The 3,850-nt window shown below is 58.3% G+C and carries 4 protein-coding genes; 1 reads left to right on the forward strand and 3 read right to left on the reverse strand.

All coding sequences use genetic code 11. The features are described 5' to 3' along the window. The 3 genes from rfbC to ACIQ3A_RS14205 all read right to left on the reverse strand — a co-directional run. The coding region (gene rfbC / locus ACIQ3A_RS14195) for a dTDP-4-dehydrorhamnose 3,5-epimerase (RefSeq protein ID WP_396432374.1) at positions 1–416 on the reverse strand (416 nt) is incomplete at its 3' end. Continuing rightward, positions 416–1,288: a glucose-1-phosphate thymidylyltransferase RfbA gene (rfbA, locus tag ACIQ3A_RS14200; RefSeq protein ID WP_396432376.1), complete on the reverse strand. Its 873-nt coding sequence runs from the start codon at positions 1,286–1,288 to the stop codon at positions 416–418. The genes rfbC and rfbA, both read right to left, overlap by 1 nt. Positions 1,289–1,813: 525 nt before the next feature. Continuing rightward, a complete protein-coding gene (locus tag ACIQ3A_RS14205; RefSeq protein WP_396432378.1) occupies positions 1,814–3,202 on the reverse strand; it encodes an AmpG family muropeptide MFS transporter in 1,389 nt (462 codons plus the stop codon). 73 nt (positions 3,203–3,275) lie between these two features. Here ACIQ3A_RS14205 and ACIQ3A_RS14210 point away from each other — a divergent pair. Further along, a partial coding sequence (locus ACIQ3A_RS14210; RefSeq protein WP_396432379.1) for a M48 family metallopeptidase occupies positions 3,276–3,850 on the forward strand: 575 nt, incomplete at its 3' end.

A 3,850-nucleotide genomic window follows, 5' to 3' on the forward strand; every position in this document is an offset into this window, starting at 1 on the left:
TAGTAGTCGGTGGTTTTGTACAAGAAGTCTGCGGTGTCTGACAGGACGACAAAGCCGTGAGCAAAGCCCGGTGGCACCCAAAATTGTTTGTGGTTGTCTTCGCTCAGCTCCACCCCTGCCCATTGGCCAAAAGTGGGGGAGCTTTTGCGGATGTCGACCGCCACATCAAACACCGCACCGCGCACCACGCGCACCAGTTTGCCTTGGGGCTGCTGCAACTGGTAGTGCAGGCCACGTAACACGCCTTGGGCGCTGCGGCTGTGGTTGTCTTGCACAAAGTGCACATTCAAGCCGGTGACCTGGTTGAAGTCTTGCTGGTTGAAGCTTTCAAAAAAGAAGCCCCGCGCATCGCCAAATACCTTGGGCTCGAGGATCAGCACATCAGGGATATGGGTCGGGGTGACGGCGTAGGGCATTACTTCAGCAAGTTCAGCAAATATTGGCCATAGCCATTTTTGGCCAGCGGCTGGGCCAGCTTTTGCAGCGTTTCAGCGGTGATCCACTTTTGGTGGAAGGCGATTTCTTCGGGGCAGGCGACCATGAGGCCTTGGCGTTTTTGCAAGGTGGCGATGAACCCGGCTGCTTCGAGCAGGCTGTCGTGGGTGCCGGTATCTAGCCAAGCGTAACCACGGCCCATGATTTCGACCTTGAGCTGGTTCAGTTCAAGGTAGCGTTTGTTCACATCTGTGATTTCCAGCTCGCCACGGTGCGAGGGCTGGATGTCTGCGGCGATGTCGCAGACTTGGCTGTCATAGAAGTACAGGCCTGTGACGGCGAAGTTGCTCTTGGGATCTTTGGGTTTTTCTTCGATGCTGAGCGCGCGTTGCTGGGCATCAAAGTCGACCACGCCATAACGTTCAGGGTCGTGCACATGGTAGGCAAACACGCTGGCCCCTGTGCTGCGTTGGTCGGCGTTGTCCAGCAATTTGACCAGGTCATGGCCATAAAAGATGTTGTCACCCAAGACCAGTGCGCTGGGGTCTTTGCCCACAAAGTCTTTGCCGATGATGAAGGCTTGCGCCAAACCATCAGGGCTGGGTTGCACAGCATATTGAATGTTCATGCCCCATTGGCTGCCATCGCCCAAAAGTTCAGTAAAGCGCGGGGTGTCTTGCGGGGTGCTGATGAGCAGCACGTCTTTGATGCCCGCCAGCATGAGCGTGGTCAGCGGGTAATAGACCATGGGCTTGTCGTACACCGGCATGAGCTGTTTGCTGACCGCTTGCGTGACAGGGTACAGACGGGTGCCAGAGCCGCCTGCAAGGATGATGCCTTTTCTTTTTGTCATGCTTTTGCCTTTACATGTTGACGACTTACCCATTCGCAATAAGCAGCACTCAGTAGGCTAGGGGCTTTAATGTGAACTGATGACACGGTTATGGCAGTTGTTAATTGCATTAAAGGTTTCGCTAAACACAAAGTTATTCACACAATTTATGTGTTTTGGATGTTTAGCTGATGGCTCGCTTGGCCAGTAAACCTTCATGCAACAAATGGACTTTCACCCAACTGGCAAGACGTAAAGAGCTTATTTTATTTGTTTTTGCAGGCTACCGCAGCCCCTTCGTCTTTTTATACGGGGGCGCCACAGGCTTTGGCGTTGCTTGCTTGCTTTGTAATTAAAACTACAAAGTCAATCTTTTTGAAGGCTGGCTTGCATCAAAAAGACTTTTGATTTTAAGGGGTATCCAACAAACCCAACTTACAAACATCAACTTTATAAATATAAAAACCAAAAGAATCAGAATGTGGGGTCGCCCAAAAACCGGTCCCAGTTCGCTGATCGGGCGTCTCAAGCAAATGCCGCAGTGCCCTAGCCCGCCGACGCATCGGCCCCGGTTTGCCGGGCATGCACTCTGGCCGCCCATGCCACCAGCAGCAGCACCGGCAAACCCATCCAGGCGGTGGCCGTGAAGAAGCTGGCGTAGCCGTAGGCATCGACAAACTCACCCGAAAAACCCGCCACGAACTTGGGCAGCAGCAGCATCATGGAACTGAGCAGCGCGTATTGGGTGGCCGAATAGCTGATGTTGGTGAGCGATGACAAATAGGCAATGAAGGCGGCCGAGGCGATGCCGCTGGCCAGGTTGTCGGCCGAGATGACCCAGATCAGGGCGCTCACGTTGTGCCCCACCCCGCTGAGCCACACAAACAGCAAGTTGGTGCCTGCGCTGAGCACCGCGCCCAGCATGAGGATGCGCATGACGCCCCACCGTGCCGACAGCACACCCCCCACGAAGGCCCCCACCAGCGTCATGACCACGCCATAGACCTTGGTCACGCCGGCCACTTCGGTTTTGGTGAAACCCATGTCGACATAAAACGGGTTGGCCATGATGCCCATGACCACATCGCTGATGCGGTACACCGCAATCAGGGCCAGCAGCCAAAGCGCTTGCCAGCGGTAACGTTGCCAAAAGTCGGCAAACGGGTCCACCAGAGCGCCTTGCAGCCATTCGGTCAGGTTGCGCGCTGGCTTCAATGGCACGGTCACTGGCTCAGGCGAGCCCAGCACCATGAGCATGCCCGGCAGCATGCTGGCCGCCATGACCAGATAAGCCGTCTGCCAGGCCGTCTGTGCATAGCCCGAGGCCTGATCGCCCTGGGCCCACGCAGCGATCCACAGCACGCCAGCACCCGCCCAGATCATGGCCAGGCGATACCCGGTCTGGTAGCTGGCCGCCAGAACGGCCTGGGCGTTCACCTCGGCCGACTCGATGCGGTAGGCATCGAGCGCAATGTCTTGCGTGGCAGAGGCCACCGCCACCGCCAAAGCACAGGCCACCAAGGGGCCCAGCAGCTGCGAAGGGTCGTTCAGGGCCATGCCCACCAGACCGACCGCGATGACCATTTGCGACAGCAGCAACCAGCTGCGCCGCCGCCCCAGTTGCCGTGTCAGCCAAGGCAAGGGCATGCGGTCCACCAGCGGCGCCCACATCCACTTGACGCCATAGGCCAAGCCCACCCAACTCAGGTAACCAATGGTGCTGCGGTCGATGCCCGCCTCGCGCAGCCTGAAGCTGAGCGTGCCCAGCACCAGCAGCAGGGGCAGACCCGCCGAAAAACCCAGCGCGAGCATGCGCAAGCTGGCGGGTTGCACATACAGCCTCAGCGCCTCTCGCCAGGTGCGCACCGTGCTCGGCGAGGGGGTGGCTGCGGGAAGGGTCGCTGTGGGGGTGGTGGGGGGTGCGGTATCGGCCATGCAGCGATTATCTGACGCCTGTGCATGGGTCGGGCCATCTTGAACTTGGGCAAATCGTTATCATTTGCGAACTATGTGCTTTATCTGCAACTTCAAAACCCAGCCTGACGACGCAAAGGCATCAGGGGCCCCCCGATGGCAAGCCCGGCGGGCTTTCATGCTGGCCGCGGGTGCCACAGCGGCTGGTTCGGCCTTGGCCCAGGTGGACGTGGGTTCTTCGTCTGGCTTGCGCAAACTGGTGCCGGCCGAAACGCTGGAAACCTCGGCCAGACAACAGTATTCGCAGGTTCTGGCAGAGGCTCGGTCCAAGGGCGCGCTGGCCCCCGATGGCCACCCGCAACTGCAACGCCTGCAAACGATCGCGCAAAAACTCATTCCACATACGGCCCAATGGAACCCCCGCTCACGCGACTGGAAGTGGCAAGTCAATCTGATCGGCAGCCAGCAAATCAACGCCTGGTGCATGCCTGGGGGCAAGATTGCTTTTTACACCGGCATCCTGGACAAATTGAAGCTGTCCGATGACGAGGCGGCCATGATCATGGGCCACGAGATGGCACACGCCCTGCGCGAACACGCCCGCGAACGGCTGGCCAAAAGCCAGGCCACCAGCATCGGCCTGTCGATTGCGTCGCAACTGCTGGGCCT

Source organism: Limnohabitans sp., assembly GCF_044361985.1.
Lineage (GTDB): Bacteria > Pseudomonadota > Gammaproteobacteria > Burkholderiales > Burkholderiaceae_C > Limnohabitans_A.

Coding starts and splice junctions, on each gene's coding strand:
- rfbA (WP_396432376.1), bottom strand. CDS start 1,288: ATGACAAAAAGAAAAGGCATCATCCTTGCAGGCGGCTCTGGCACCCGT.
- ACIQ3A_RS14205 (WP_396432378.1), bottom strand. CDS start 3,202: ATGGCCGATACCGCACCCCCCACCACCCCCACAGCGACCCTTCCCGCA.